The following is a 23,669-nucleotide window of genomic DNA, read 5'->3' as shown; positions in this document are numbered from 1 at the left end:
GGTGTGCCCCGTTGGCTGCTTTTCAATATTCCGGCCCGTCTGTCATCTTTTCGCCGTTCAGTTATTAAACAAAATTATTTGTTTTAAAAAACAATATCATTTATCTTTGAGCGCCCTCCACGTACTATGAAACGCTATGCAAATCGGGTTTGCCAGCTTTATACTGCTGGCAGCCCCTTGCATGGTCCGAAAACAAAACAAAATGTTTGAACGAGCCATCCTGCACCTGGACCTCGATGCCTTTTTTGCGTCCGTAGAGCAGCTGCACAACAGCGACCTGCAGGGTAAACCCCTAATCATTGGCGGCAGCAGCGGCCGGGGCGTGGTCGCAAGCTGTAGTTATGAAGCGCGGCGCTTTGGTATCCGATCCGGCATGCCTATACGCCATGCACTGCTGCGCTGTCCGGATGCAACTGTACTGCGGGGCGATATGGAAAACTACCTGAAGCATTCCAGGCTGGTCACAGAGATACTGGCAGAGGATGCGCCCGTGCTGGAGAAGGCTTCCATTGATGAGTTCTACCTGGATATTAGCGGTATGGACCGCTACTTTGGCTGTTGGAAATGGTCGCAGGAGCTGCGGCAAAAGGTGATTCGCGAAAGCGGTCTGCCTTTGTCCATTGGCCTATCGGTCAACAAGCTGGTTTCGAAGGTCGGCGCGGGGGAAAGCAAACCTAACGGCGCACAGCTGGTGGAATCGGGACGGGAGCAGCAGTTTTTGGCGCCACTGCCCGTGCGCCGCTTGCCGGCGGTGGGGCAGGTGACCTGCCACCGGCTGAGCCAAATGGGCATACGCACGGTGCAGGCGCTTAGTCAGGTGCCGCCGTTGTTACTACAGCGCGAATTTGGCAAGCCCGGCAAGCAATTATGGGAAAAGGCGCACGGTATTGACCACCGGCCCGTCGTGCCTTATACCGAACGGCAGTCCATCTCCACGGAGCGTACTTTTCAGACCGATACTACGAATGTTGAATTCCTCCGCACCACCCTCAATCAGATGGTAGCTCAGCTGGCTTTCGAGCTCCGGCAGTCCGGGCGGCTGACCGCCTGCATCACCGTGAAGCTGCGGTATACCGATTTCAATACCTTCACCCGGCAGCACCGCCTGTCTTATACAGCTTCCGACAGCACGCTGCTGCATCATGCGCAGAAATTGCTGGAACAACTGTATGAGCGTCGTCAACTGGTCCGCCTGTTGGGGGTGCGATTCAGCAAACTCGTGCCCGGCCACCCACAACTAAGCCTTTTTGACGCCTCAGCGGAGGAGCAGCGCCTGCAGGCGGCGATGGATGGAATACGGGAGCGGTTTGGGAAGGGGGCGGTGGAAAGGGGAGTGCGCTAGTGGTCTCTATTGAGACGGGGAGAATGGCAAGCGTAGTTGCCCATCGCCACCGCTTCGCAGCACCAATGCCCTACCGCACCGTCACCGGTAACGTCTGCACCTGTCCCTCACCCTGTATGCGAAGGTAATACGTGCCCGCTGCCCACTCCGTCACATCCACTTCAAACGAAGCCGGAGTTTGTTTCAGATCACGGCTGAAAATTTGCTGGCCGTTTACTCCGAAGGCATTCAGGGTAACAGGCCGGCCCTGCCATGCTCCGAAGTCAATCCGGAGCCAGTCTGCTGCCGGGGACGGAAAGGCATTGGCGAAAGCTACGGTTGCAAAGCCGTCGGCGCTGACTACCACTACGGATATCTCGGTACAGCTTATATCGCTGCCTGCACTGTTCATGGCGGTCAGGCAGACGTTGTAGGTGTTATTTGCCGTGTAGGTGTGGGTTGGGTTTTGCAGGGTGCTGCTATTGCCATCACTAAAATCCCAGAACCACTCAGTGGGGTTATTGGCGGAAGCATCGGTGAACACAAGCGTACCTTCTCCCTGGTCTTCAAAAGTAAAACTAGCGGTGGGTGGCAGTATGACCACAACTTCCTGGCAACTAATATCACTGCCTCCCAGATTAGTGGCAGTCAGGCAAACGGTATAGGTGCCGGGGGCGCTGTAGGTATGCAGTGGGTTTTGTTCCGTACCCGCGTTGCCATCGCCAAAGTCCCAGGACCAGCTGAGGGGCATATTGGTGGAAGCATCGGTAAACTGTACCTGCCCATCGCTGAGCAGCTCCGCAGAAAAATCAGCGACCGGGGGTTGGTCACTTGGATTAATAGCGGCAAGGTAAGTGGCAGAGATGGGGTTGCCATCCACGTCAAAGTCGACGCTGCATACGGTGCCTACCCCATCAGCACCCCACCATTCGTAGGAGACAGTCGTGTTTTCAATTACATCGATCAGGATAAAACTGCCGAAGATTTTCACGTAAATAGAGTCGGCTGTAGTAATGACACTACGTTGTCTCAGTACTTCAAAGGTACCCGCAGGAACCGTAATTTCACCAAAGGCATCCACCTCAGCTTCCACGGTGCCCCCGCCAATCAGGCGGACGGAGTCAGCGCCAAAAGTTCCTCCATCAATTTCCAGCCGATAGCTGAATTCATCTTCGAATACCGCTCCGTAAGTAGCAGGCAGGGGAAGCAATTGCTGTTGATTTTCGAAAGCTACCGTAAAAATAGTGCCGTCCGGGCCGGGTGCTGACCCTCCTGCGGCAAATAAGGCATCAGAGGTGACCTCGGCAAAGCTGTACAGCTCATTGCTGCCTTCAAAGGCGAAAGTGGCTGTGGGAAAAAGATCAGCAGCCGGTGTTTCGGAAGGCATGACGACTGTATTGGTGAATACTTCATCGGCATCAAAATTGAGGAACGACCAGGTTTGAGCATCAGCGCTGGCCGGGCCTACATCAACGCTTGTCAAGAGGGTATCCACGGCATTGGCGTAAACTTCACCAAAGTCGGGTATATCATCGGCAGTGAGGGTTATCTGCGCCGTAGCACCAATAGAAAGGAGGCCAAAGAAAAGGAGGAGGATGGAGCTCTTGAGTTTCATAGTTCAGTTTTTGGTAATTTGTTCCAATATTTTGGAGCGTTGGTACCGATGCAATACAGGATCGAAACGAACGGAAGTCCCAAAATTACATTTAATTACCTTCAAATTCAATTTGCCGATGATGCCACGCTACCTGATCCCCCTCTATTGGACCCTTGCACTGACAGAACTCTACGGGGAGTATACGCTTACCGAACCGGTTATTTTGGCTGTGAAACCGCTTTTGCTGACGGTTTTGTCGCTTTGGTTTTACCTGGAATGCCGGCCAATAGGCAGTCGATTCAGTGGGTTGGTACTGGCCGGGCTGATCTTTTCCATAGGTGGGGATACCCTGCTGATGTTTGTGGAGTACGGGCCCCGGGCTGAGCAGTTTTTCCTGTTTGGGCTGGGCAGCTTTCTCGTCGCACAGGTAGGTTATGCAGTCGCTTTCTGGACTTATCCGGGTGCAAAATCCGGGGACATACGGCAGAAGCCCTGGCTTACCCTGCCATTTCTGTTCTACCTCGTGGGGATATTAGGCATGCTCTGGGCAGGTATACCTGCGGGCATGAAAGTACCGGTTGCAGTATATGCCACTGCGATTGTCACCATGGCAATGGGCGCGTTCAATCTGCGGGGACGGCTGAGCCGGGAGCACTTTCTGGGGCTGATGGCCGGGGTGCTGCTCTTTGTACTTTCCGACAGCCTGATTGCAGCTAATAAATTCGGGCAGCCGGTGCCTTATGCGCGGGTGCTGATCATGAGTACGTACCTCACGGGGCAGTATTTCATTGCGCGGAATGCGGCGGCGATCCGCGCGGAAAAGCAGGCAGGTTAGCAGCTTTGAATGATATATACATAGCTTTTGGTACCCTGTAGAGGGCTTCACCGTGCCATTTGCACCTCTGCACATTTATACCGATATTTAACCAATTGATTGATCTGAACACCAAGCTATGAAATTCAAAATCTTAATCTGCCTGCTGCTCACAGCGGGTGCGCTCTCTGCCCAAAATGGACTGGAAGGGCTCTGGACAGGTTCCATTATTGATAAAAGCACCGGGGAAACGCTGCCGGTCGAACTCTACCTTACCCTTGAAAAAGGCTACATCAAAGGGATGTCTTACATCCACGTTACTAAGGATAGCGTGGTGACACAAGAGCTCGTTGGCAAGATGTACCAGGATCGCTCCATTTATATGCGGGAAGTGACCGACAGGGAGTACAGCATCGATAACCTCACCCCTGAGATACTGGAGGGTGGCAAGTATGTCCGTAAATACCAGTTTGAATTCAAGCGGAGCATCTGGGAGTCTTCGCTCAATGGTTTCTGGCAGGAGATTACGCCTACCCCGTTTTCGGTAGAACGGAAGCTGGGGCAAATCAAACTGGAGCGGAAGAAATCGGGCGATTCTTCCAGGGTATAGGAAGCCCCCGCTCTACAGCAAGTAAAACGAGGGCTTTGCTATTCCAATTGAGTTGTGATCCTCTTAATTCAATAATTCGTAGATGCCGGCGATACCTTGCCCGCCACCCACACAGGCGGTCACCATACCGTATTTATTGCCACGGCGGCGCATCTCGTTGAAGAGCTGGGTGGAAAGTTTCGCACCGGTACAGCCCAGCGGGTGGCCGAGTGCAATGGCCCCTCCGTTTACATTCACGATATCGGGGTTGAGACCGGCTTCCTGAATGACGGCCAGGGCCTGGGCGGCAAAGGCTTCGTTGAGCTCGATCAGGTCAATATCGTTGAGCTTCAGCCCGGCGTATTTCAGCGCTTTGGGGATAGCGGCGCAGGGGCCAATGCCCATGTACAACGGATCTACACCAGCTACGGAGCAGGAAACCAGGCGGGCAATCGGCTCGAGGTTGAGCTTTTTGACCATTTCTTCGCTCATCACCAGGGTGAAAGCCGCACCATCAGAAGTTTGGGAAGCGTTGCCCGCAGTCACCACGCCGCCCTGCGCAAAGACCGGGCGTAACTTGCCAAGCGCTTCGACCGTGGTGGAACGGCGTACGCCTTCATCCATGCCTACGGTGTGCTCACTGCTCACCCGTTTGCCGTCTTTTACGAATACATCTTCCACTTTTACCGGCACAATTTCATCATTGAATTTCCCGCCGTCGATGGCCTCAGCCGCCTTTACGTGTGAGCGGTAGGCAAATTCATCGGATTGATCCCGGCTGATGTTATACTTATTGGCTACGGCCTCGGCCGTCAGGCCCATACTCGCCAGGTAGTTGGGCGTGGAGGAAGCGACCTTGTAGCTGGGTGCGAGCTTGTAGCCCGTCATTGGTATGGAGCTCATGCTTTCGGTACCGCCGGCAACGTAAATTTCGCCCATGCCTGCGCGGATTTTGGCAACCGCAATGGAGATGGTCTCCAGGCCGGAAGCACAGTAGCGGTTGACGGTCACGCCGGGGACTTCCTTGCCCAGGGCGCGCATGGAAATCTGCCGTCCGATCTGTAACCCCTGCTCACCCTCTGGGTTTGCGCAGCCAACGATGACGTCATCGACCAGCTTAGGGTCAAGTTCCGGAGTTTGTTCCAAAAGATGGGTAATGATATCCACCGCCAGATCATCCGAGCGGTAGTTTTTGAAGCCACCCTTTTTGGCTTTGCCTACGGCGGAGCGGTAGGCTTTTACGATATATGCATCCATGATAATTTCTATTTTATGAATCCAGATTGAGCAGGCTTTTAAAAGCCTCTAACCGGATTACTTTGACTTTAGGAAATTTGATTTGATCAAGAATATTGAAATCGTTGTCGTGAGAAACGATGAAATCAGCATGACCAGCAATTGCGCAATCTACAAACTTGTTATCGTCAGGATCCTTTACAATTAATCTCCATTGATAAAAGGGGCTGATCCTGATAACATTTTTGAAATTGGTGAGATCATCAAGCAAGACTTTAGTAAATGGAACACCATATTTCTCTTGCATTTTTTCATTGTACTCCATCATAATGTCTGTGCTTACGCAAAGCTCATAGGAACTATTAATAAGCTCTCTCATAACCCAGCCGTACTTGTGCTTTGGCAAAAGCCCGACCAAGAATACATTTGTATCAAGTACAACTCTTAGCATGATTACTGCTGGTTATCTTCATTCAGCCATTCATCCAGCGTTTCATCAGAAATTCCACGTTCTGCTGCAGCCTCATCCAGTTTACTTTGAAAACGTTCCATGAAAAAGGTTGCTAGCATATGGCGTACTTCCTTCAACTCCGCTTCTGATGGCTCAAAGGAGTATAGCTTTAATAGCTCCAATTGAAGTGAGGTGAATTTCTGACTACTTTCGATTTCCATAACAGACTTGATTTTATGATAAAACTGGATTTGAAAGCCCCTAGTTCCTCAGCGGCTTATTCGTCTGCAGCATGTGCTGAATGCGCTCCAGGGTCTTCTGCTCACCGCAGAGGCTCAGGAAGGCTTCCCGCTCAATATCAAGGAGGTACTGCTCTGACACTTGCTGCTGCCCGGTGAGGTCGCCACCGCAAAGCACCCAGGCTACCTTGTGGGCAATCTTGATGTCATGCTCGGAGGCGTAGTGCCCCAGGCGCAACTCGTTGGCGGCAGCGTAGAGGGCGGCGAGGCCTGTACGGCCCAGTACTGTGATGTCCTCGCGCTGTATAGGCTTGGTGTAGCCTTCCGCAAGTTCCAGTACTTTCGCTTTTGCCTGAGCGATGTTGCGGTCGGTATTGAGTACGATGTGGTCTTTCTCCGGCAGCAGGTAGCCATAATCGTAGGCTTGGTGGGCAGAAGTCGCCACATTGGCCAGCGCGATGGTCTTGAACTGCTCGATGAGGGTCGGGATTTGCACATCCCCTTCAAAGAAGCGGTCGGAAGCACGCAGGGCAAATTCCTTAGTGCCACCGCCACCGGGGATGAGGCCTACGCCCACTTCTACCAGGCCGATGTAGGATTCTGCGGCAGCCAGGGTGGCATCGCAGTGCATGATGGTTTCGCAACCTCCGCCAAAGACATAGCCCTGTGTGGCAGCTACTACAGGCACGGAGGAGTACCGGCAGCGCATCGTCGTTTGCTGGAAGAGGTTGACGGCCATGTTTAGTTCGTCGAACTCCTGCTGATAGGCCAGCATGGCGATCATCATCAGGTTGGCGCCTACGGAGAAATGCTGGGCGTTGTTGCCAATGACCAGGCCTTTCCAGTCACCTTCTTCGGCAATTTGGATGGCTTCGTTCATGCCGCGGAGTACGCCCTCCCCTATGGAGTTGTGGGGGCTGACGAATTCCAGGCAAAGAACGCCGTCGCCGATGTCGTGCAGGACGACTTCGTTGTTTTTCATCACCGGTGCGCGGTCGCGGTAGTTGTCGAGGATGATAAATTCCTCAGCGCCCGGCACGACTTTGTACCCCTTGGATTCGAGGTCATAGTATTTCTTAACGCCACCTTCACGCTTGTAGAACTGCGTATGGCCGGCAGCGACCATGTCCTTCACCCAGGGCGCAATTTTTTCTCCCTGCTCTTCCGCCAGTTGGATACCTTTCTCAATGCCAATGATGTCCCAGTATTCGAATGGGCCAACGTTCCAGGCATAGCCGGCTTTCATGGCATCATCGATGCTGTAGAGGTTATCTGAAATCTCCGGGATGCGGTTGGAAACGTAGGCAAAAAGGCCAAGGAGAGATTTGCGCACCAGTTCTCCGCCCTTATCGTCAGCGTCAAACATAGCAGCGATGCGCTTTTCCTGATCATCAATCTGCTTAGCCATTTTCAGGCTGGGCAGGTCCGGCTTTTGGCTGGGCTCGTATTCGAGGGTTTCCAGGTTGAGGGCGAGGATGACGCGGCGGCCATTCTCATCCTTTTCCTTGGTTCTTTTGTAGAAGCCCTGCCCGGTTTTGTTGCCAAGGAATTTATTGTCCAGCAGGAACTGCAGGTATTTTGGGATTTCGAAAGTAGCGGCTTGTTCATCATCGGGGCAGTTTTGCTTCAGGCCGTTGATGACGTTGGCCGCTGTATCGTGGCCCACAAGGTCGCCCAGGCGGAAGGTGCCGGTTTTGGGGCGGCCAATGGTCGGACCGGTGAGTTTATCGACTTCTTCAATACGCAGCCCCAGCTCAGTGGTGAGTTGGTAAATCTTTGCCATAGCGTATACCCCCACACGGTTGGCGATGAAGGCAGGCGTGTCTTTGCAGAGGACGGTCTGCTTGCCCAGATAGACATCACCGTAGTGCATAAAGAAATCCACCACTTCGGGGTCCGTTTCCGGGGTGGGGATGATTTCCAGCAGGCGCATGTAGCGGGGCGGGTTGAAGAAGTGGGTGCCGCAGAAGTGCTTTTTGAAGTCGTCGCTGCGCCCTTCCAGCATCATGTGTATGGGAATGCCCGAGGTATTGGACGTGATGAGGGAGCCCGGCTTGCGGTGTTGCTCCACCTGATCGAATACCTTTTTCTTAATATCCAGGCGCTCTACGACCACCTCAATGACCCAGTCGCAATCTTTGATCTTAGCGAAATCGTCCTCGAAATTGCCGGTCGTGATCCGGCTGGCGAAATCCTTGTGGTACAGCGCGGCAGGTTTGCTCTTAATGGCGCTCTTCAGGGCGGCGTTGACGATACTGTTTCGGGCAGCCGGGTCTTTCTGCTGATCTTCCGGCAAGTCGCGGGGCACGATATCCAGCATCAATACCTCCAGGCCGATATTGGCAAAATGGCAGGCAATGCCAGAGCCCATAACACCGGAACCCAGTACGGCTACTTTAGTGATTCTTCTGCTCATTGAGTGATGATTGGTTTGATTTGATATTTTTTAAGGGATTGTTTTGAGACAACAACCCGGATACGTTTTAGTGCTCCAATATTAGCGAATTTTCGCTAGAAAGGCAAAATAATCACATCTGAGGCGCCTACATTCTAATAATTTCCATTTGTTTGATAATTTGGCGTACTTGGAAAGCGTTGAGCTTTACATTACAAAAAATGTCCGCTGTACTCCTTGCCGGGGACAGACGCACCCATCAAAACTAAAAACCATATCAGACATCATGCTGCAACACACGCTATTGTTGTTTCAAACTGCTGAGGGCCTCGACCGGGAAGGTGAAGGGGTTGGTACTCAGAGTTTCTTTGACATTATCACTCAGGGTGGCCCACTCGGAATTATCATCGTACTTGTGCTGTTGGTACTTTCGGTGATGGCCATCTACATTTTTGTCGAGCGCTACCTCACCATCAAGCGGGCCGGTAAGATCGATGAGAACTTCATGAATAACATCCGGGCTAACGTACAGTCGGGCAATATCAATGGTGCGAAGGCACTGTGCCAGACAACAGACTCTCCCGTGGCCCGTATGGTGGAAAAAGGCCTGCAGCGCATCGGTAAGCCGCTTCGCGATATCGACGCCGCTATTGAGAATGTAGGCAACCTTGAGATTTTCAAGCTGGAGAAGAACCTTTCCACCCTGGCCAGTATTGCCGGTGCCGCGCCTATGATCGGCTTCTTTGGTACGGTGACGGGTATGATCCTGGCCTTCTACAAAATGGCAACCGAGCAGAACGTAACGCCGGATGTACTGGCGGGCGGTATCTATCAGGCCCTGATCACCACGGCTTTCGGGCTGTTCATTGGTATTCTGGCTTTCGTTGGTTACAACCTTCTGGTGGCCAGTGTAGAGAAAGTCGTCTTTAAAATGGAGCGCACCACAGTAGAGTTTATGGACCTGCTGCAGGAGCCTTCCGCCTAAATTAAAGTACCATGGGACTAAAAAAGCGGAGCAAGGTGAGCGCGGAATTCAGTATGTCGTCGCTGACGGACATCATATTTCTGTTGCTGATCTTTTTCATGCTCACCTCCACACTTGTGCGCATTCAGCCTTTTGAGCTACCAAAGTCGGACTCCAAGACGGTAGCTTCCACTTCTATTGTGGTGACGCTGGAAAAGAACGGGCGCACTACCGTCAACAACAACGAGACGGCTGCCCGTAACCTGGAGCGTGCCTTGCGCATGGAAGTCCGCACCTCCGACAACCGCGACAATGCGGCCATTACCATCGTTGCGGAAATAGGCACGCCTTTTGACCGGGTTGTGGAGGTAATGGAAATCGCCAATCGGTTGAAAGTCAATGCGATTATCGCAACGGAGCCTCGATCATAAGCTAAAAAACGAAAGTATGGGCATTAAAAAACGAAGTAAAGTTTCTGCGGAGTTTAGTATGTCTTCTCTGACGGATATTATTTTTCTGTTGTTGATTTTCTTTATGCTGACTTCTTCTCTTGTGGCGCCTAATGCCCTGAACCTGAAGTTGCCGAGCAGTTCCCGGAGCAGCCCCCCCAGCAGCAGTCAGGTGGAAGATGTGCGCATCAGCCGTTCGGGCAATTACTTTCTGGACAACCGGCGCCGGTCACTGGGAGACATGGAAAAAGAGATCCGCCGCATTTCCAGGAGTAGTAAGCCCAGCATTACCATTTCCCCGGAGGAAGGCACCCCGACTGAGCATGTCGTCGCTATTATGGATTTGGCGATGCGCTACAAAGTCAATGGTGTGCTGGCTATGGAAAAGGATTAGACGTTAAGTTTATGTGAATCCCGGCCTTCGGAAGAGGATTTGTGCTGAAAAGGCGTTAAGTTGTTTATACGCCAATGCTTAAAAGAAAAATACTATGGCAGTAGATACCCGAGTAACCCAGGAAGACGAGCAGAATAAGAAACGCGGCATGATTGTCAGCGTTGCCGTGCACGTCGTGCTTTTGATGCTGGCTGTTTTGCCCCTGTTGACCTTCCCGGACCCGCCTCCGGGGCAGGAAGGCATTTTGGTCAACCTTGGCTTGCCGGATGTGGGCGAAGGCAGTGAAAACGCCGGCCCGGCTCCGGCGGTAGAGGAAGACCCGGTGGACGTCCCTCAGGAGGAGACCGCTCCTCCCCCACCCGCTGAATCCGAGCCTGAGCCGGAGCCCGAGCGTGAAGTCATCACTGCAGATGACAGTGAAGTAGCCATTCAAAAAGAAAAAGACCGCAAGCGTAAGGAGCAGGAAGCCAGGGAACGCCGGGAGCGCGAGCAGGAAGAAGCCCGCAAACGTGCCGAGGCAGAGGCCCGCCGCAAAGCGGAAGAGGCTCAGCGCCAAAAAGAAGCCGAAGCAGCTAACCTGAAAGAATCCCTGGGCGGGCTTTTTGGTGATGGAGACGGCAAAGGCAATACCGGTACAGCCGGCAACCAAGGCGACCCGAACGGGGACCCGAATTCTGATATCCTGACGGGGATCAGCACTGGTTCTGGCACCGTTGGTGGCGGACTCGGCAGCCGCGGTGTAGCCCGCACCCACAAGCCACAGGATAACTCTCAGGAACAGGGCGTTGTGGTGGTGAAGGTTTGCGTAGACCGGTCCGGCAATGTAACTTCTGCTGATTTCACACAGCGTGGGTCAACAGCGACCAGTTCCCGCCTCAAAAACCTAGCGATCAGCTCAGCCAAGCGCTGGCAATTCGCGCCCGGCCAGGTGGATAAGCAGTGTGGTACGATTACTTATAATTTTAGGGCGCAGTAAGAGCTGCTTACTTAACAAATACAATGCCCGGAATTCGTTGAATTCCGGGCATTGTATTTGTTAAGCTACACGTTAATTTTATGTCAAGGTGCTCCAAACTTTGTGACGCACTAAGCCCCCCTGCGTTATAAAGAGGTATCATCAAACGACACTTGTTTATGACCAATCGTGAAATCCGTGGCGTTGCCGGGCAGTTATGCTTAGTCTTGCTTTCTTTGCTGCCGATGTATGTTTGCGCTATGCAAGACCGTAATGATGCTCCTGAGGAGCAGTATGAACAACAGCTTGAATCTTCCCGCGATGAGCGCGCTTAATGCTGCTTTTACTTCGTAGCTTTGCCCCCCTATACTGACGATTAAGTGGTTTGCCACAGCAAACCTACTCAATGTCAGCATTTACGCAGGGAAGTGGCTTGCTTCGATGTCGCAAACCACTTCGTATTGCGTGTAATCCAACTCTTATGGCAAAGCGGACTTACCCTGAAACTTTAGCTTTTCTTTTTGAGCAACTGCCCATGTTCCAGCGGGTGGGGCCTATGGCTTTCAAAAAAGACCTGACCAATATCAGGGCGCTTTGTGAAGCCCTGGGGCAACCACATGAGCGACTGCGGGCCATTCACATCGCCGGCACTAACGGAAAGGGGTCTACTGCGCATATGCTGGCATCGGTATTGCAGGCAGGAGGGCTCAAAGTTGGTCTTTATACTTCCCCTCACTACCGCGATTTTCGTGAGCGGATAAAAATTAACGGGGAACTGATGCCCGAAGAGGCAGTGGTGGATTTTGTGGAACAGTATGAAACGCTTTTTCAGACCATTAAGCCTTCCTTTTTTGAAATTACGGTAGCTATGGCATTCGACTATTTTGCGAAGGAGCAGGTCGACTGGGCAGTAGTGGAAGTTGGCATGGGTGGGCGTCTGGACTCTACTAATATCCTGATGCCGGAGCTGTGCGTTATTACGAATATCAGCTATGACCACATGCAATTTCTTGGAGAGACCCTGCCGGAAATTGCCGGGGAAAAGGCAGGCATTATCAAGCCGGGGATACCGGTAGTGATTAGCGAGACGCAGGAGGAGACACAGGAGGTTTTTCTCAAAAAGGCCGCAGAGGAGAGTGCGCCAATCATTTTTGCGGACCAGTATTACGAAGCACGTTTAGTTCAATCCGGATTTGAAGTAAGTCACTACGATATTTATAAGAAGGGTACTCTGCACCTGGAGCAACTGGAACTGAACGCCTACGGCGACTACCAGCGAAAAAACTTACAAGCCGTGCTGCAGGCTATAGAGTCGCTTCACCCCAAACAGCCGGTTTCAGAAACTAACCTTCGGACCGGGCTCCGGGAGCTTCGGACAAGCACCCGCTTCATTGGCAGGTGGCAGGTTTTGGGCAAAGCGCCCCTGATACTTTGCGATAGCGCACATAACGAAGCCGGAATTTCCCTGGCTATGCAGGAGCTCAACCGCTTGTCCTTTGAACGGTTGCATATAGTTTATGGCATGGTCAGCGATAAAGATCCCGAAAAAGTCTTGCGGCTATTACCCAGGGAAGCTACCTATTATTTTGCGCGCCCTGACATACCACGTGGACTGGAAGCGGAGAAATTGGCGCAGGTCGCTCAACGCCTTAGCCTCAAAGGCTTAGTGTACCCGAGCGTGAATGAAGCCCTCGAAGCAGCCCGCAATAAGGCAGGCGCCGACGATTTGATTTATGTAGGCGGCAGCATCTTTGTGGTAGCAGAAGTAGTTTAATCTTCTTCAATCTTTTCGTAACGTACACGTACAGCGTAATCGGTTGTTTCGAGCTTCCCGCGTTTCTTTTCGGCATAAACAGCAGTAAAGATACCACCAAAGAGTAAGATTAAGGACGCGTAAAAGACCCACAGCATAATCACCATCACGGAACTGGCAGCGTCGTAGAGGTCGGTGGTCTGAGACTGTTCTATGTAAAAGCTGATACCGTAGCGGCCAATGCCGAAAAGAACGGTGGTCAAGAGAGCGCCAACGATTGTATCCCGCCACTTTAAGCGTGCATCGGGCAGGTAGCGGAACAGCAAGGTGAATAACACACTGACTACCACTATAGGCAGAGCGACGGAAGCAACCTTGGTAATGAGCAGGGAAATTTCCGGGATAAAACGCCCGAGGTAGCCGCTTAAAGCATCAAGCAGGGTTTCTATGACCAGCGATACCAGGAGAATGAAGCCAATGCTCAACAGCAGGGCAAAAGAGGTCAACCGGTCAAACAGCATCTTTAGGAGACCTGCCTTTTCCGGCTTGGGCTGCACCCCATACATTCGATTGAGCGCGCGCTGAATCGTCGCAAAAACCGTAGTGGAAGTAAACAGCAACGCTCCTATACTCACTGCGGAGGTGACCCAGCTTCCCTGAAACAGCCCGATCTGATCTAAGGTAGTCGCCAGCTGCGCGGCACTGTCCTGTCCCACAATCTCAGCAATTTCTCCAAAAATGGTTTTCCGGATCGCGTTGCGGTCGTAGAACACCGTTGTGGAATAAATAATGACCATCAGCATAGGCGGCAGAGAGAAAATAGTGTAGTAAGACAGGCTTGCTGCATAGGTAAAAGCCTCCCGCTCTGAGAAACGCTGTACGGTGGTTTTGAGAATTTGGAAGTAAAACTGACCCTTTGATTTGAGTTGGTCGATGCTCATGATGGTGGTGGTTGTTCTTCTGCCGGAGCAGCTTCATCAGTCGGCGGGGTGTAGTGTTCGTTTACCTTTTCCAGCATTTGCTCCAGAAACAGCAGCCAGGAAGGTTTATCAGCACTTGCCGCACTTTCTCTGTAAAGCATTGATGCCAATCCTCCGGCTCCCAGCGGGATGAGAATTTTGCGGATGATATTGCTCTTGACGGTTGCCTCTGTGTTTTTGAAACCCGCCCCGATAGCCTGACGCGTCACTTTCATTTCCAGCTTAAGGAGTTCCTTCCGGCGACGAAGGTCCGACAGGCTATTAATTTGGCGGTTAGGTTTTTCGTGTTCCATAGGGCTAATCATTTTGGAAGAATACTTTAATAATCCGGCTCAGTATAGGATTGGTAATGAGGATCCTGCGGAAAATCAGCAAGAACAAAGTGAGCACTGCATAACCCCCACTTACCGCGAGGAATGCCCTTGGGTAAGACCCCCACTCCTCGCCCCAGTAAATGCCGAGCGCCAGAGAGGCAAACATCAGAATCATGAGAAAGAGCAGAGCGAGCACAAATATGGTGATCGCCAGGGACAGGCTTCGGGAGACCCGCTCTGCCATGTCCAGCTTGAAGTATTCCAGCTGCTGTTGAAAATAAGCTTTGGAGTAACCGTAGACTTCTCCCACGGCCTCAGAAATGGAATCCGTTGGTTTCATATTGCTTTTGTACTAATGAGGTGCAATCGTGTGGACATCCAATTTACAAAAAATGGGCAATTGGAGCGGTCCCATTTGCCCATCCTGATTACTAATGCTTTGGTCAGCCTGTCATATTAAGGCTTCTTAGCAGGTTTCAGGCTTTAAGAATGTGCAGGAGCACAAAGCAGTAAGTATTGTGGTTCCTGATTGGTGTATTCGTTATCGGCTTCCGTTTTGCTTACTCAGTTCTCTTGCTTTACGCTGTATATTGTCGATAGCGTAGTTGATGCCAGCCTGAAAGTCTTCACTTGCACCTTCTACATTAGATGCAGTACGCTGGAACTGATTCTTTAGCGTATCTCCGGTTTTGCTCAGGTAATCACGGCTTTGCTCGTAAGCCTGATTGAGGTTGGAGGACAGCCGGTTGGTCTGATCATTCAGCTTAGCGGATAATTCTCCTGCCTGGCGATTTAGGTTTTCTGAAATTTGATCAGCCTGCTCCTTAGCGATCTTGCCATATTCGTTGGCTTTATCGGCTGCCTCAGAACGTACTTCGCGTCCTTTGTCACTGTTTAGCCAGTAACCGAGTGCTCCACCGGCGATCAATCCTAATCCTAATGCTATCTTTTCTTTAGTTGACTTTTCCATCTTACAGATTTTTTGGTTTGTAATTAGTTTTACTCTTTTCTACATAATAAAAACAACGAAATCCTGGCGTACGTTCACTTTTTATCAACTAAATGAGAAAAAAAAACACATTTTGCGGATTATTTTTTCATTTTTGATTTAATTCGTCTTACGAAAAGAAATTTTGGTCAATGGAAATAGAAAACCACTTATCCAGGAATATACGGTTTCTTCGCAAGGCACGGCACTGGAGCCAGGAAGAGCTCGCCAATCAGCTGCAAATTAAGCGGAGCAATATTGCTGCATACGAGAGTAAGAATGTGGAGCCCCGTCTGGGCCTTATATTAAGGATGGCTAAACTTTTCGATGTAAATATGGCAGAGCTGATACACACCGATATTGGGCTCAACGGTGGGGTCCGTCAGGCTTTTCAGCAGCCGGAGCCCGATAATACACCGCCACTTTTCTCTGCAGCCCTAAGCGGGCAGATTTCAGCCGAAGCACTTGACAGCTTTGTGGAACAATCACTGAGCGTGCGCAAAATGCTGGAGGGGTTCAAGATATTTTATGAATACAAAAAGGAAGCGGGCACTACTGCCCCCAATGCAGGAAGCGCTGTGGATATTGATAATTTTCTTGACCTTATTGGGCACATGATCAAACTCAATGAGTCACTGATCGATCTTTTGCGGCAGAACGACGCTGAGGAGTAGCGCTCCATTCACAAAAAATGATTAAATAAAATCACTTTAATCCTATTTAGTCATTGGCTGTGTTTTTCTTTAACCAAAATCCTTGAAAACGCTGGATTTCAGACTTTGGCATGGCTTTTGAACTATTGTTTGTGTATTTAATCAACAATAGATCATTAACCAAACTAAATATATGTCAACCTTAGAATTCAGTCAAGCATTTAATGGATTGGAAAGTATTCTGTTCTCTTTTGCGATGAAGCTGACCCGGAACCGGGAAGACGCAAAAGACCTGATGCAGGAAACTGCCATGCGTGCCTACAGGCACCGCGAGAAGTTTACGGTCGGCACAAATTTTAAGAGCTGGTGCTCTACCATCATGCGCAATACCTTTATTAATCAGTACCGCAAGAAAAAACTGCGCCGCAATGTGAATGAGCCGATTGAAAGCTTTCTGTTTGCAGTTGAGAATAAAAATGTCATTCCTAACCGCGGTGAGATGAATATCCGCATGAAAGAGTATAAAACCATCTTCGGCGATATTGGAAAAATTTATAGTGTCCCGTTCCTGATGTTTTATAAGGGCTATGAGTACAAGGAAATTGCCAGCCACCTGGAAATCCCAATTGGCACGGTGAAAAGCCGGATCTTCCTGGCGCGGAAGAAACTCAGAGACCTGATCAAAGAGCGCTACGGCGTCCGTCCGGACCATAATGGTTAATGTTTGACGATGCCCATTTACCGATGAAGACAAAAAACAACCCCAATTAACCCTTGAAAGATCACAATGATGACAAATGGGCATTGCTTCGGCAGTGCCCATTCTTTTTTTATATAAAACCAACATATGAGAACCATAAATTCTATTGTAACCTGCCTGTTAACTATCCTGTTTCTAACCACCCTAAGCAACTGTGGATACGAAGCCAATGAAGGCGCGACAAACCAAACGGTAGCAGAAGCCGCCGATAGCATTTCCCCACCGGCTGACGAAACTGATGGTGCGGATAATGTCGAAGGCTACCACACGGTACAAATGTCTACGGTTTATAAAGATCTTATGCCGGTACCGGAAGCCGTTATGGAAGGGGAAAACACTTATGCCGCCTACTACCCCGGCGAAGCTGTTTTTGATTTTTCACCAGACCGATATGTTTTCCGATATCTGATTCATGATAAAAATGTGGATGGAGACCTGCTCAACCAACAGGAACGGCAGCCCCCGCTTTTCAACACTTCCTGCGCCCGGGCTGAAGTGCCTTTGGAGTGTTCTAATTCCGCTTACCTCGCTTACAACGATGCTCAGGAAACTCCTTTGAACCGGATCGTTTACGCTTACATTACCCTGAATGAAAACGGGGAACTGGAAAGAATAGACCACATCCAACCTGCCAATAATGCCGCCTGTGGCCCATGCAGAGTGAAAGCGCAGGCTTATCTCGAAGACCTGCCCAAATGGGAACCCGCTACTTTTAATGGCTTGGCAGTGAAAGCTCAGGTAATCCTACCCATCAGAATCTGAACCCCACAAAACGAAACCCAGTACACCGTGTATTAAGTTAGTGGGTATTTTTTTCTCAATCAAGGCGCTGCAGAGCCTCGTAGCCTAAGCTACGAAGGCGAGCACCTGCCTGCGTGCCGGAAGCGGCAGGCGCAACGATGAGTGAGGGGAAAAGAGCCCTTCAAAATGCTTAAAAAACTTATTACACATCTTCCTATAACCTTGATTAGCATATACTTATGACTTAAGCCCCTGAAATGTACTGAGACCAGGTTGCCTTTCGGATGAATTTCCGAAAGGCTTTTTCAGGACTTATACTTCCGGTTGAAATAGTTGGAAATGCGGTACCGGGCGTGGTCATATTCATTCAGGAATTTTCCTGCATCACTGTAGACATCGCTGCTCAGCAGTTCGCTAACGGGCTGCAGTGGAGCAATGTGTTCCATGACTACTTTAAGTACAGCAACGAAAGGAAGTGCCAGAATCAACCCGGAGACACCCCAGATCATACCGCCCACGAATAAAAATATGATAGCCGCAAATGGATTGATGCTCACACTGCTACCCACTACCTTTGGCGTGATAAAGTTGCCCTCCAGCGTTTGAATACTCATATACAGGAGTACGACCGCAGCAGGTTGCCATAGCGTACCCGTTGTAGCCAGTGCATAAACGAAGGGGAACGTGCCGCCCAGCGTGGTCCCTATGTAAGGTATGATCGCCAGGCAGGCCGCCAGAAAGCCCCAGAATGCAGCATAGTTGATGCCAATCAGCCACAACCCAATGCTATTTAATACTCCTAGAATCAAGATCACAGACAACAGCCCGGTCAGGTATTCCTTTAATACCCGCTCCACCTGCTCCATAATCACCATGGCTTCATCCCGCTTAGACCGGCTGAACTGCATAAGGAAAAAATTCTTGAAGGACGTGCGGTAGAGCATGATAAAGAACGTAAAAAGCACCGTCAGTAAAATGCTAATCAGAATATTCGAGCCGGAGCTCAGACTTTGCCCCAAAATCTGAAGCGGCGCCTCAATGAGCTGGCTAAAATTAGACTTGAGCGACTCTTCAATACTAAAGGTATCCAGGTTGATATATTGCTCCAAAAATGCAATGACCTGCTCTAAGCCACTCCTCAGCTTCCGCCCAATAGCCGGGATGTCGTTGATCACCGTTGCGAATTGCACAGAAAACAACACGAGCAGCCCGATGAGCGGCAAAAGAGCGATAACCATGGATAAAACAATAGCTAGCGGCATGTAGGAAATATACCGCTCCAGCCACCTTGAGATGGGCAGCAGCAGAAAAGAAAACAAAGCTGCAAACGCAATGGGGGACAGAATACTCTGACCGATAATGGTGATGTACCCGCCCAGAAAAAGAATGATCAGCAGGGAAGCTAATCGGTGCAGGTTTAGCGTATCGTTTTGCATATAGGTTCTTAGTTAAAGTAGGTGAGTAGGAATAACGAATACTCAAGGTATTCGGAATACCCCAAAATTGCAAAGGGCTCCCAGGGAAGCAACAGTGCAATTATACCTGATTATTTGACAGCGTATGAAACTATCAAACACTTGCAGCTCAATCCACCAGAAATGAATCCCTGAGAGCCCTCTTTTTTCTTAAATTAAAACCGTGCCTGTTTTAAGCGCTCGCACGCTCTTTGACGCGTACCTTGTCCAAAAATTCGACAAGGTCCATATCGGCGTAGATTCCGTAAGAAGAAACGATTATACCTTTATCCCCGCTATGGGTCTCAACAGCAAATAATATTGATAAATCGCTTGGGTTGGACATACCTTCGAACCTGTGATATTCAACAATTGACATATCGCCAGATTTGTACTTTTTCTTATTGCTCAGATTGCGCATCCACTTCTTATCTTCTAATTTAAAGTCGTCTTTGAAGCCTCGCTTCCTTAGTGCCTGTGTGGCATGCGCCACCGAAGTGTATTGATTGAGTTTCATTACATATGCATTTCTGTTTAATCAGGATATTATAATTGAAGACAGATAAAGGAAAAGGTACTGCCTATGCAAACAAAAGTGAACCTGACTCAAAATGTATCTTGTTTGTGGTTATAGTTAAGTATTACCGGGGGCGGTGACCTCCGGCAATACTTGTCCTTCAGGTTAGGCTGTGACGTTAGCTTCTTTCTTAGCTTTCCAGGCATCAAGCATCCAACTGGATTTCTCAATATCGGCCAGGAAACCGCCAATCATGTCAATCGTACCTTCATCTTCCACCTTGTCGGCACTACGGATAATCCCGCGCATGTTATCAATGATGATTCGATGGTTCTCCAGTATCGTTTCGACCATTTCAAATTCATCTTCGAGAATATCCGATTCCTTCACCGCAGCACGGTCGAGATAGGATGACAACTTACTGACGGGGCGCAGGCGCAAGGTCACTACACGCTCTGCAATCTCATCGATTTTCTCCCGGGCATCGTCATACAGTTCTTCAAATTTCTCATGCAAGTCAAAAAAGTTCTCACCATCCACATTCCAGTGGAAATTCCGCAGGTTCTGATAGTAGATATGGTAATTGGCCAGCAGGTCATTTAAGCGGTCTACTGTTTTCGCTACTTCTTTGCGGTCTAATCCTAAGTAATTCATATTCAGTTGTTTCGAATTTTATCTTCGCCTATAGAACGACTTCAGGCCATTCATGTTCGAAACAAACTGTGCCTGATTACTTATCGATAAAGTCCTTTCGGTTAATACCGAACTTGCGCATTTTGGAAGCTAGCGTCCGGGAATTCAGGTCCAGCAGCGTCGCAGCACCTTTAGGCCCGCTAATGCGCCAATTGCAGCGGCGCAAGGCTTCTATAATGTAATCCCTTTGCATTTCTTCGAAAGACTTAAAGACCCGGGAATGGTTTTTCTTATCTACGGCCTGACTGGAGGATTTATGGTAGGCATCGGCAAGCAAAAGAGACTTGCCTTTAGAAATAATGACCGCCCGTTCAATCATGTTTTCCAGTTCCCTGATATTCCCCGGAAACTCATAGCGCATCAACTCATCCAGGTCAGATTGGCTGATGTGTTCAATTTCTTTACCCTGCTTGCCAGCAAACTTTTTGACAAAATGCCGGACCAGCAACGGAATATCTTCTCTCCTTTCCCGCAAAGGCAGGTTCTGAATGGGAAAAACATTGAGCCTGTAGTAGAGGTCTTCCCGAAAGGCGCCTTCATTGACCAGGTCCACCAGGTTTCGATTGGTAGCAGCTACCACGCGGACGTCTGTGCTCAAGGTAGTGGTGCCGCCTACACGCTCGAACTCGCCCTCCTGCAGGACCCGAAGGAACTTAGATTGAAGCCCCAGTGGCAGCTCACCGACCTCATCCAGAAAGATGATCCCCCCATCTGCCAGTTCAAAACGCCCTTTTTTGCGCTGATAAGCGTTTGTAAACGCGCCTTTTTCATGGCCAAACAGCTCACTTTCGATCAAATTCGCCGGCAGTGCCGCACAATTGACTTTGATCATCGGCTCGTCCTTGCGCTTGCTCAAAGCATGAATTGACCGGGCCAGCAGTTCTTTGCCGGTACCCGTTTCTCCGATAATCAAAACAGTAGCTTCCGTAGCTGCCACCTGCTCTACCTGATGCAAAACCGTTTTATAGGCTTTGCTCTCGCTTATGATATTTTCGAAGTTGTAATTAACCTTGATTTCTTCCTTAAGCAGGGTGTTTTCTGTCTGCAGCCGGTCGGAGAGCTCCTGCACCTTATCCAGGGCAGCAGCCAGTTCTCTGTTTTTAGCCTTTCTGGCAGAGATGTCTCTCAGGAATGCGCAGGCGTAGTCTTTGCCTTCAAAGCTGATAAAGTTGATATAAACGTCTACGGGCAGCCACTGCCCATTTGCCTTGCGCACTTCTGTTTCTTTATAAATTACCTGGTGTGCGCCTGATGCTTTCCATAAATCCTGAAAAGCCAGCTCGGCACTTCTTGGGAAAAGCTCGTCCCAAAGCTCAAAGGCTTCATAGCCGAGGCTTTTATATGCTGTCTGGTTGACAAATTTGAGAGCGCCCGTGTCGTCCACCCAGAAGATCATATCTACCGCTTCGTCCAGTGTGAACAGGGAAAGGCGGAGACGTTCATCCCGGGCTTTTTTGCGGCGCCAGTCTTTGGCAAAAACGCAGTTGATTTCTTTGTCTTTGTACCGGATGAGGTTCATGGAACAATACACAGGGATAACCGTCCCGTCCTTTGCTTTAAGCTCCCCTTCCCAATCCAGTACCCGGTGTTCCCGCAGCGCAGCCCAGGATTCAGCTCTGTTTTCAACGGAGAAGTTATGTACCAGTTTGTCCACCTTCATTGCTTTGAGCTCCGTATTGGTGTAGCCCAGCTTTTCACGGGTTGCCAGGTTACCGTATAGAAATGAGCCATCTGCGGTTTCCCAGAAAATCATTTCCCGGGCGTGGTCCAATGTGTATTGGGTGAGCTCCAGGCCTTCCTGCCCGGACTTCAGCTCTGTAATGTCCTGTAAAGCTCCATATAATTTAATGGTTTGGAACTCAGACTTCTCCGGGACAATGGTCACCGACATTTTGCTGTAGTGGCCTTCAGGCTGCTGCACTTGCAGATCGAAACGGCAAGGTTCACCTGTCTCAATAGCAGTCCGGATATTGAAGTCGAAGGCTTTGTGGTCTTCTGGCGGAAGCCGGTCTTCCAGTAAGGCTGTCCACTGCTCCTTATCCATGTGCTTATTGGGAATACGCAGGAGGGCATAGACCCCTTCGGTCAGCATAATCCGGTCGGTCACCAGATCCCACTCCCAGCCGCCGACCTGACTGACCTCCGTGGTAAGGCGGAGCAGCTTTTTGTACCGGTTGGCGTGAAGCAGGTTTTTGACACTCACCAGGCAAAAAGGCTCTCCATCGTGCTCAATGAGGGACAGCCGCAACTGTACCGGGAACAACATCTCTGAGGCGTTCATGAACTCCGTCTCCATTTCCAGATGCCTGGTTTGCACCAGTTCTTTCCACTTTTTGCGCCACTGAATGAGGCTTAGGTGTGGGTTGATCTCAAAAATCCGTTTGCTGGACAAAAGTTGAGGTTCGTAGCCCAGTTCCTGTGCCACACGGTTGGAGGCCAGATGAATACTGCCGTCCTTGCGAACGATTAGCGTCCCAAAGCCGAAGGATTCCAGGACTTTCTGGTAATTGACCAAATTATTCGAGGCTCTAATTTCAGAACCCCCCGTTATGGAGAGCGAACGGCTCATCGTTGTCAGGTTTGTCTGTTTCCAGTATGAGTGTTTATTACCCACAGACATCTTCCTTCCACACTCAGGCAATACAGACTGCAAAGCCCTTGCTCCAAAGTGATGCAGGAACGGCGCTGTTGGTACTTTTCAGTAAATCAGGTTTTTTTGGCAATCTTGGCTTCTGCGGTAGAGAAAATAGATATTCCCGATCCGTAGTTGATCGTACAAACCCTGACTCAAACGATAAGAATAAAGGGTTTTCCTGAAAAAATCACGTTTCGTACCTGACCAAAAGGTATGACTTCTCGAATGCATACCCGACAAGGTTTCGGGCAATAAAGCATATTAGGCTTTACACGCGACTGGATTTCCGGCAAATACTAGTAGATTGAGGCATCCTTCCTGCGGCGGTCGAGTTCTTCTACAATAATTTTTTCTACCAGGCCTGCATCACGGACTGCCCGGTACTTTCTGTTTAGGAATATATTACCCGCTGTAAAGCCAATGATAGAAACCGGCACCATAGCAAGTGTTGCATAAACACCGATAGGATAGTCGAGGCTCTGAAATAAAAAACAGAAAGCAATCCAAAGCGTGGTGGAGGCTCCAATGATGAATACGATACGCCTGTAATAGGCATGCAACTGTACTTTCTTGTCTAACTGCCTGAGTAAATCCTGTAATTCGGGTGTAGAATAACACTGTGCCCCAAAAGACAGTATTTGCAGGAACTCATCATTGGCTTCCCGCTCTATTTTTTTTAACTGACGGTCGAGAAAGTACTGTTTCATCAAGCCGGTAACTTTTTTACGCTTTTACTATGGTTTTGACAGGATGACGATGGTTGGATGCATGGACGAA

At 49.9% G+C, this 23,669-nt stretch carries 26 protein-coding genes; 12 read left to right on the top strand and 14 right to left on the bottom strand.

All coding sequences use genetic code 11. From position 1 onward, the window contains the following. Positions 1-202: 202 nt before the first annotated feature. The gene (gene dinB, locus ACO08I_RS23925) at positions 203-1,342 is read left to right on the top strand and encodes a DNA polymerase IV (protein WP_421947334.1); all 1,140 of its coding nucleotides are present in this window, start codon (positions 203-205) and stop codon (positions 1,340-1,342) included. A gap of 70 nt (positions 1,343-1,412) precedes the next feature. Here the strand turns inward: dinB and ACO08I_RS23920 are convergent, their stop codons facing one another. Next, complete coding sequence (locus ACO08I_RS23920; protein WP_421947333.1) at positions 1,413-2,936, bottom strand: PKD domain-containing protein; 1,524 nt, start codon at positions 2,934-2,936, stop codon at positions 1,413-1,415. 118 nt (positions 2,937-3,054) lie between these two features. Here ACO08I_RS23920 and ACO08I_RS23915 point away from each other — a divergent pair, with 118 nt between their 5' ends. Together ACO08I_RS23915 and ACO08I_RS23910 are read left to right on the top strand one after the other, a co-directional pair. Then, complete coding sequence (locus ACO08I_RS23915; protein WP_282778109.1) at positions 3,055-3,753, top strand: lysoplasmalogenase; 699 nt, start codon at positions 3,055-3,057, stop codon at positions 3,751-3,753. Positions 3,754-3,871: 118 nt separating this feature from the next. Continuing rightward, complete coding sequence (locus ACO08I_RS23910) at positions 3,872-4,342, top strand: hypothetical protein (RefSeq protein ID WP_421947332.1); 471 nt, start codon at positions 3,872-3,874, stop codon at positions 4,340-4,342. 63 nt (positions 4,343-4,405) lie between these two features. Here the strand turns inward: ACO08I_RS23910 and ACO08I_RS23905 are convergent, their stop codons facing one another. Genes ACO08I_RS23905 through ACO08I_RS23890 form a run of 4 tightly spaced genes read right to left on the bottom strand, consistent with a single transcriptional unit; the run spans position 4,406 to position 8,663 of the window. Next, on the bottom strand, positions 4,406-5,578 hold the full coding sequence (locus ACO08I_RS23905; RefSeq protein ID WP_044215644.1) for a thiolase family protein: 1,173 nt from the start codon (positions 5,576-5,578) through the stop codon (positions 4,406-4,408). 13 nt (positions 5,579-5,591) lie between these two features. Beyond that, positions 5,592-6,008, bottom strand: a complete 417-nt coding sequence (locus ACO08I_RS23900) for a putative toxin-antitoxin system toxin component, PIN family (RefSeq protein ID WP_282778106.1) — start codon at positions 6,006-6,008, stop codon at positions 5,592-5,594. Positions 6,009-6,010: 2 nt separating this feature from the next. Beyond that, on the bottom strand, positions 6,011-6,229 hold the full coding sequence (locus ACO08I_RS23895) for a hypothetical protein (RefSeq protein WP_282778104.1): 219 nt from the start codon (positions 6,227-6,229) through the stop codon (positions 6,011-6,013). A gap of 40 nt (positions 6,230-6,269) precedes the next feature. After that, positions 6,270-8,663 carry a 3-hydroxyacyl-CoA dehydrogenase/enoyl-CoA hydratase family protein gene (locus ACO08I_RS23890; RefSeq protein WP_282778103.1) on the bottom strand — a complete coding sequence of 798 codons (2,394 nt, stop codon included), beginning with the start codon at positions 8,661-8,663 and terminating at the stop codon, positions 6,270-6,272. Positions 8,664-8,928: 265 nt separating this feature from the next. Here ACO08I_RS23890 and ACO08I_RS23885 point away from each other — a divergent pair, with 265 nt between their 5' ends. From ACO08I_RS23885 to ACO08I_RS23860, 6 genes are all read left to right on the top strand, one after another. Then, on the top strand, positions 8,929-9,627 hold the full coding sequence (locus ACO08I_RS23885) for a MotA/TolQ/ExbB proton channel family protein (protein ID WP_044145311.1): 699 nt from the start codon (positions 8,929-8,931) through the stop codon (positions 9,625-9,627). A gap of 11 nt (positions 9,628-9,638) precedes the next feature. Continuing rightward, positions 9,639-10,037 carry an ExbD/TolR family protein gene (locus tag ACO08I_RS23880; protein ID WP_044215647.1) on the top strand — a complete coding sequence of 133 codons (399 nt, stop codon included), beginning with the start codon at positions 9,639-9,641 and terminating at the stop codon, positions 10,035-10,037. 16 nt (positions 10,038-10,053) lie between these two features. Further along, positions 10,054-10,449, top strand: coding sequence for an ExbD/TolR family protein (locus ACO08I_RS23875; protein WP_421947331.1), 396 nt, complete (start codon positions 10,054-10,056; stop codon positions 10,447-10,449). A 94-nt stretch (positions 10,450-10,543) separates the two neighbouring features. Next, entirely contained in the window at positions 10,544-11,425 is an 882-nt protein-coding gene (locus ACO08I_RS23870) for a TonB family protein (RefSeq protein WP_282778098.1), read from the top strand. A 158-nt stretch (positions 11,426-11,583) separates the two neighbouring features. After that, complete coding sequence (locus ACO08I_RS23865) at positions 11,584-11,739, top strand: hypothetical protein (RefSeq protein WP_282778096.1); 156 nt, start codon at positions 11,584-11,586, stop codon at positions 11,737-11,739. Positions 11,740-11,885: 146 nt separating this feature from the next. Further along, entirely contained in the window at positions 11,886-13,178 is a 1,293-nt protein-coding gene (locus ACO08I_RS23860) for a bifunctional folylpolyglutamate synthase/dihydrofolate synthase (RefSeq protein ID WP_421947330.1), read from the top strand. Here ACO08I_RS23860 and ACO08I_RS23855 read toward each other — a convergent pair. The 4 genes from ACO08I_RS23855 to ACO08I_RS23840 all read right to left on the bottom strand — a co-directional run bounded on the left by ACO08I_RS23855 (position 13,175) and on the right by ACO08I_RS23840 (position 15,421). After that, positions 13,175-14,098, bottom strand: coding sequence for a YihY/virulence factor BrkB family protein (locus ACO08I_RS23855; RefSeq protein WP_282778093.1), 924 nt, complete (start codon positions 14,096-14,098; stop codon positions 13,175-13,177). The genes ACO08I_RS23860 and ACO08I_RS23855 overlap by 4 nt on opposite strands. Continuing rightward, the gene (locus ACO08I_RS23850) at positions 14,095-14,430 is read right to left on the bottom strand and encodes a hypothetical protein (protein ID WP_282778091.1); all 336 of its coding nucleotides are present in this window, start codon (positions 14,428-14,430) and stop codon (positions 14,095-14,097) included. Before ACO08I_RS23850 ends, ACO08I_RS23855 begins: the two co-directional genes overlap by 4 nt. A 4-nt stretch (positions 14,431-14,434) precedes the next feature. Beyond that, positions 14,435-14,791 carry a phage holin family protein gene (locus ACO08I_RS23845; RefSeq protein ID WP_044215654.1) on the bottom strand — a complete coding sequence of 119 codons (357 nt, stop codon included), beginning with the start codon at positions 14,789-14,791 and terminating at the stop codon, positions 14,435-14,437. Positions 14,792-14,992: 201 nt separating this feature from the next. Then, positions 14,993-15,421 (bottom strand): YtxH domain-containing protein, encoded by a 429-nt coding sequence (locus ACO08I_RS23840; RefSeq protein ID WP_282778088.1) that lies wholly within the window; start codon positions 15,419-15,421, stop codon positions 14,993-14,995. A 170-nt stretch (positions 15,422-15,591) separates the two neighbouring features. On the opposite strand from ACO08I_RS23840, the gene ACO08I_RS23835 reads away from it, so the two are divergent. The 3 genes from ACO08I_RS23835 (at position 15,592) to ACO08I_RS23825 (ending at position 17,614) form a co-directional block, all read left to right on the top strand. Beyond that, on the top strand, positions 15,592-16,113 hold the full coding sequence (locus ACO08I_RS23835; RefSeq protein WP_282778086.1) for a helix-turn-helix domain-containing protein: 522 nt from the start codon (positions 15,592-15,594) through the stop codon (positions 16,111-16,113). A gap of 172 nt (positions 16,114-16,285) precedes the next feature. Further along, complete coding sequence (locus ACO08I_RS23830; RefSeq protein WP_044215656.1) at positions 16,286-16,813, top strand: RNA polymerase sigma factor; 528 nt, start codon at positions 16,286-16,288, stop codon at positions 16,811-16,813. A 126-nt stretch (positions 16,814-16,939) separates the two neighbouring features. Further along, the gene (locus ACO08I_RS23825; protein WP_282778083.1) at positions 16,940-17,614 is read left to right on the top strand and encodes a hypothetical protein; all 675 of its coding nucleotides are present in this window, start codon (positions 16,940-16,942) and stop codon (positions 17,612-17,614) included. Positions 17,615-17,898: 284 nt separating this feature from the next. Here ACO08I_RS23825 and ACO08I_RS23820 read toward each other — a convergent pair whose 3' ends face one another. The 5 genes from ACO08I_RS23820 to ACO08I_RS23800 form a co-directional block, all read right to left on the bottom strand. Beyond that, complete coding sequence (locus ACO08I_RS23820) at positions 17,899-19,029, bottom strand: AI-2E family transporter (protein ID WP_044215658.1); 1,131 nt, start codon at positions 19,027-19,029, stop codon at positions 17,899-17,901. A gap of 211 nt (positions 19,030-19,240) precedes the next feature. Further along, positions 19,241-19,564, bottom strand: coding sequence for a hypothetical protein (locus tag ACO08I_RS23815; protein ID WP_044215659.1), 324 nt, complete (start codon positions 19,562-19,564; stop codon positions 19,241-19,243). 165 nt (positions 19,565-19,729) lie between these two features. Next, a complete protein-coding gene (locus tag ACO08I_RS23810) occupies positions 19,730-20,218 on the bottom strand; it encodes a Dps family protein (protein ID WP_044215660.1) in 489 nt (162 codons plus the stop codon). 76 nt (positions 20,219-20,294) lie between these two features. Next, entirely contained in the window at positions 20,295-22,826 is a 2,532-nt protein-coding gene (locus ACO08I_RS23805; RefSeq protein ID WP_421947329.1) for a sigma 54-interacting transcriptional regulator, read from the bottom strand. A 362-nt stretch (positions 22,827-23,188) separates the two neighbouring features. Then, positions 23,189-23,599 (bottom strand): hypothetical protein, encoded by a 411-nt coding sequence (locus ACO08I_RS23800; protein ID WP_044215661.1) that lies wholly within the window; start codon positions 23,597-23,599, stop codon positions 23,189-23,191. Between the last annotated feature and the right edge of the window lie 70 nt (positions 23,600-23,669).

The organism is Phaeodactylibacter xiamenensis (genome assembly GCF_965229835.1).
GTDB classification, from domain to species: domain Bacteria; phylum Bacteroidota; class Bacteroidia; order Chitinophagales; family Saprospiraceae; genus Phaeodactylibacter; species Phaeodactylibacter xiamenensis.
This window is presented reverse-complemented; position numbering and strand designations above follow the sequence as displayed.

What these genes read in the sequence shown, in the direction of transcription:
- dinB (WP_421947334.1), top strand. Translation starts at nt 203, where the DNA reads ATGTTTGAACGAGCCATCCTGCACCTGGACCTCGATGCCTTTTTTGCG.
- ACO08I_RS23920 (WP_421947333.1), bottom strand. Translation starts at nt 2,936, where the DNA reads ATGAAACTCAAGAGCTCCATCCTCCTCCTTTTCTTTGGCCTCCTTTCT.
- ACO08I_RS23915 (WP_282778109.1), top strand. Translation starts at nt 3,055, where the DNA reads ATGATGCCACGCTACCTGATCCCCCTCTATTGGACCCTTGCACTGACA.
- ACO08I_RS23910 (WP_421947332.1), top strand. Translation starts at nt 3,872, where the DNA reads ATGAAATTCAAAATCTTAATCTGCCTGCTGCTCACAGCGGGTGCGCTC.
- ACO08I_RS23905 (WP_044215644.1), bottom strand. Translation starts at nt 5,578, where the DNA reads ATGGATGCATATATCGTAAAAGCCTACCGCTCCGCCGTAGGCAAAGCC.
- ACO08I_RS23900 (WP_282778106.1), bottom strand. Translation starts at nt 6,008, where the DNA reads ATGCTAAGAGTTGTACTTGATACAAATGTATTCTTGGTCGGGCTTTTG.
- ACO08I_RS23895 (WP_282778104.1), bottom strand. Translation starts at nt 6,229, where the DNA reads ATGGAAATCGAAAGTAGTCAGAAATTCACCTCACTTCAATTGGAGCTA.
- ACO08I_RS23890 (WP_282778103.1), bottom strand. Translation starts at nt 8,663, where the DNA reads ATGAGCAGAAGAATCACTAAAGTAGCCGTACTGGGTTCCGGTGTTATG.
- ACO08I_RS23885 (WP_044145311.1), top strand. Translation starts at nt 8,929, where the DNA reads ATGCTGCAACACACGCTATTGTTGTTTCAAACTGCTGAGGGCCTCGAC.
- ACO08I_RS23880 (WP_044215647.1), top strand. Translation starts at nt 9,639, where the DNA reads ATGGGACTAAAAAAGCGGAGCAAGGTGAGCGCGGAATTCAGTATGTCG.
- ACO08I_RS23875 (WP_421947331.1), top strand. Translation starts at nt 10,054, where the DNA reads ATGGGCATTAAAAAACGAAGTAAAGTTTCTGCGGAGTTTAGTATGTCT.
- ACO08I_RS23870 (WP_282778098.1), top strand. Translation starts at nt 10,544, where the DNA reads ATGGCAGTAGATACCCGAGTAACCCAGGAAGACGAGCAGAATAAGAAA.
- ACO08I_RS23865 (WP_282778096.1), top strand. Translation starts at nt 11,584, where the DNA reads ATGACCAATCGTGAAATCCGTGGCGTTGCCGGGCAGTTATGCTTAGTC.
- ACO08I_RS23860 (WP_421947330.1), top strand. Translation starts at nt 11,886, where the DNA reads ATGGCAAAGCGGACTTACCCTGAAACTTTAGCTTTTCTTTTTGAGCAA.
- ACO08I_RS23855 (WP_282778093.1), bottom strand. Translation starts at nt 14,098, where the DNA reads ATGAGCATCGACCAACTCAAATCAAAGGGTCAGTTTTACTTCCAAATT.
- ACO08I_RS23850 (WP_282778091.1), bottom strand. Translation starts at nt 14,430, where the DNA reads ATGGAACACGAAAAACCTAACCGCCAAATTAATAGCCTGTCGGACCTT.
- ACO08I_RS23845 (WP_044215654.1), bottom strand. Translation starts at nt 14,791, where the DNA reads ATGAAACCAACGGATTCCATTTCTGAGGCCGTGGGAGAAGTCTACGGT.
- ACO08I_RS23840 (WP_282778088.1), bottom strand. Translation starts at nt 15,421, where the DNA reads ATGGAAAAGTCAACTAAAGAAAAGATAGCATTAGGATTAGGATTGATC.
- ACO08I_RS23835 (WP_282778086.1), top strand. Translation starts at nt 15,592, where the DNA reads ATGGAAATAGAAAACCACTTATCCAGGAATATACGGTTTCTTCGCAAG.
- ACO08I_RS23830 (WP_044215656.1), top strand. Translation starts at nt 16,286, where the DNA reads ATGTCAACCTTAGAATTCAGTCAAGCATTTAATGGATTGGAAAGTATT.
- ACO08I_RS23825 (WP_282778083.1), top strand. Translation starts at nt 16,940, where the DNA reads ATGAGAACCATAAATTCTATTGTAACCTGCCTGTTAACTATCCTGTTT.
- ACO08I_RS23820 (WP_044215658.1), bottom strand. Translation starts at nt 19,029, where the DNA reads ATGCAAAACGATACGCTAAACCTGCACCGATTAGCTTCCCTGCTGATC.
- ACO08I_RS23815 (WP_044215659.1), bottom strand. Translation starts at nt 19,564, where the DNA reads ATGAAACTCAATCAATACACTTCGGTGGCGCATGCCACACAGGCACTA.
- ACO08I_RS23810 (WP_044215660.1), bottom strand. Translation starts at nt 20,218, where the DNA reads ATGAATTACTTAGGATTAGACCGCAAAGAAGTAGCGAAAACAGTAGAC.
- ACO08I_RS23805 (WP_421947329.1), bottom strand. Translation starts at nt 22,826, where the DNA reads ATGAGCCGTTCGCTCTCCATAACGGGGGGTTCTGAAATTAGAGCCTCG.
- ACO08I_RS23800 (WP_044215661.1), bottom strand. Translation starts at nt 23,599, where the DNA reads ATGAAACAGTACTTTCTCGACCGTCAGTTAAAAAAAATAGAGCGGGAA.